This window comes from Demequina sp. (assembly GCF_024642165.1).
In the GTDB taxonomy this organism is placed as follows: domain Bacteria; phylum Actinomycetota; class Actinomycetes; order Actinomycetales; family Demequinaceae; genus Demequina.
Genome location: NZ_JAHEBP010000170.1, coordinates 1 through 2,480, shown reverse-complemented (window position 1 = coordinate 2,480; position 2,480 = coordinate 1). Strand labels below are relative to the sequence as shown.

2 protein-coding genes and 1 pseudogene are annotated in these 2,480 nt (G+C 70.2%); 2 read left to right on the top strand and 1 reads right to left on the bottom strand.

Features of this window, described 5'->3' with window-relative positions; genetic code table 11:
• Window positions 1-224, top strand: a pseudogene (locus tag Q0L54_RS11035) (MFS transporter); the annotation flags it as partial.
• A 69-nt stretch (window positions 225-293) separates the two neighbouring features.
• Window positions 294-2,165, top strand: a complete 1,872-nt coding sequence (locus tag Q0L54_RS11030) for a beta-L-arabinofuranosidase domain-containing protein (protein ID WP_296668080.1) — start codon at window positions 294-296, stop codon at window positions 2,163-2,165.
• A gap of 79 nt (window positions 2,166-2,244) precedes the next feature.
• Here Q0L54_RS11030 and Q0L54_RS11025 read toward each other — a convergent pair.
• A partial coding sequence (locus Q0L54_RS11025) for a GNAT family N-acetyltransferase (RefSeq protein ID WP_296668079.1) occupies window positions 2,245-2,480 on the bottom strand: 236 nt, incomplete at its 5' end.

Below are 2,480 nucleotides of genomic sequence, written 5' to 3'. Positions count from 1 at the left end.
GCGCCATCGAGCCCGCCCGCTCCGGGATCGCGAGCGCGGTCAACAACGCGGTGGCCCGCATCGCCGGCCTGGTGGCCGTGGCGCTCATCGGCACCATCGTGGGCGGCACGCTCGACCTCGACGGCTTCCACCGCGCCACCATCGTCACCGGCGTGCTGCTCGCGGCGGGCGGAATGATCTCGTGGGTCGGGATCCGGAATCCCGCGCCCGCGGAGGAGGGGTAGACCTTCTACCCGGATCGATACCATCCCAGAGATGTCGGAATGCAGAACTACTCCTCCCTTCCCCTTGCCATGAGCACCATCCAACTGTCGGGTTGGATGGAGCAGGGGGCGCGCGCGGCACTGGCCGGCTACATCGGCCAGATGCCGTCGCTGTGCGTCGAGGTCGGGGGCGAGACCTTCGCGTCCGGACGCGTCGGCGCCGGCTCGGCGGCCCGGAATGCCGAAAACGTGACCTGGTGGAACGGTGAGAGCGAAGGCAACTGGCTGTCGGCGTGGCTCGGACACGTCGCGTTGGTCGGATCTGAGTCGGACCGCGACCAGGCCGTCGAGAGGCTCGAGCGCATCCTCGCCCATCAATCCGAGGACGGGTACCTCGGCATGTTCAGCGACGCGACGCGCGCCGAGAGCGACTTCATCACGGGTGACCTCTGGACCCAGACCTGCCTTCTCCGTGCACTGCGCCTGTGGGCCGATGCGGCTCACGACGACCGGATTCATGGCGCCGTCGATCGTGCCGTCGCCCAAGCCTGCGCGAGATTGGCACGGGCGATAGCCCGGGGAACGGCGTTCGACCACGTGACGGGCACCGGGCATGACCTCATGTTCGTCGACGTGCTCTACGACGCGTTCCTGCGCGATCCCGATCCCTCCTACGCGGCGTCGGCGATAGCGCTCTATCGGGCCTTCTCGGACGCGGTCATCGAGGAGCCGTTCGCGGACTTCCAGCAACACAGGCTGGAATCGGAGGCGCCGTTCTCGGGTCACGGCGCCCACGTCGCCGAGCACGCCCGGGTTCCGCTGCAGATCGCGGCGATGACCGGAGACCCGGACGGGACGTGGATGGCGCTGTTCGAGCGAGGCGTGACCAAGATGCATGGCGCGATCGGTTCCTCGGGCGGCCTCAAGTCGGATGAAACCCTGGGCGCGCCGGGACACGCGCCGGTGCACCTGCCCGAAGCGGGCGAGGAGCACTGTGCGCTGACCGAGCTGGTCGACACCTGGCTGACCGCCGCGGCGGTGACCCTCGACACTGCGTGGGTGGACCGCGCCGAGGCGATCATCCTCAACGCCGCGCCCGCCGGGGTGTTCGCCGATGGCACCGCCGTGGCCTATCTCCACGCCGAGAACCAGGTGGCCGCGACTCGCGCGATGGGTACCCGCTGGGACTACTCGCCGACGCACGACGATGCGGCGGTGTGCTGCGCACCCAACGCCGGCCGGCTGCTGCCACTCGCGCTTCGCCACGCCGTCGCGCCGACCCCACATGGGTATCGAGTGCAGCTCTATGGGCCCCTGTCCGTCTCGTTCCAGGGGGTGGGCGGGGACGTCACCATCCGCCAGCGGACGGAGTACCCGTTCGAGGAGGCCATCGACATCGATGTGGTGGCACCAGGGCGGCGTTTCACACTCGAGCTCCGGGTGCCGGGATGGTGCGCCTCGCCGTCCGTCACCACCACCGACGTCACCGATGCGACGGTGGAACGCCGGGGTTCGAGGATGGTGATCGACGGCATCTGGCATCCCACCAGCTCCGTGCGGCTGGTGTTGCCGCAAGCCGTCGCGTGCACCCCGACCGCGGACGGGCGCTATGCGCTCCACCTGGGGCCGCTCGTGTTGGCCGCGCCCATCGCCCACATCTCGACGGCGACGCGCCGGTATCCCGGCAGCGATCTGTGCGACCTCGACGTGTTCGCCGCCGATGCCGCGGCCTCGTGGGCGCCGGTGATTCGAGAAGACCGGCTGGGCGAGGTCACGGTCGAGCGGTCTCGCGCTGGTCGCGCGGACTGGACCGACTCCGGCATCGCAGTGACGCTACCGATGATCGATCCCTCCCCACGCGCGACGGCCACCACCGGCGCCGAGGACACGCCGATCACGCTGGTGCCCATCGGACAGACCACGCTCAGGCGAACGGTCTTCACGATGGTGCGGTCCAGGTGAACGCGGTCGCCGCGGCCCTCGACAGATCTGCGCGGGGGATTCCATGCGTGCAGCACCGTGCACTCCCCCACCCCATGCCCTAGCTCCCGGCCGGCCCCCGCCACACCTCGACGAACCCGAGCCCGGAGTACAGCGCGATCGCGGGCGAGCTGTCCGCGTCCACCGTCAGCGACAGCTTCGCGTCTCCGCCGGCCATCACGGCCCGCGCCGCGATCCCGAGCAGCGCCGAAGCGATCCCCCGCCGCTGCCACGCGGCGTCTGTCAGCACGCCGATCACGTACGGCCAGTCCGGCGCCTGCGGGTGGACGATGCGCC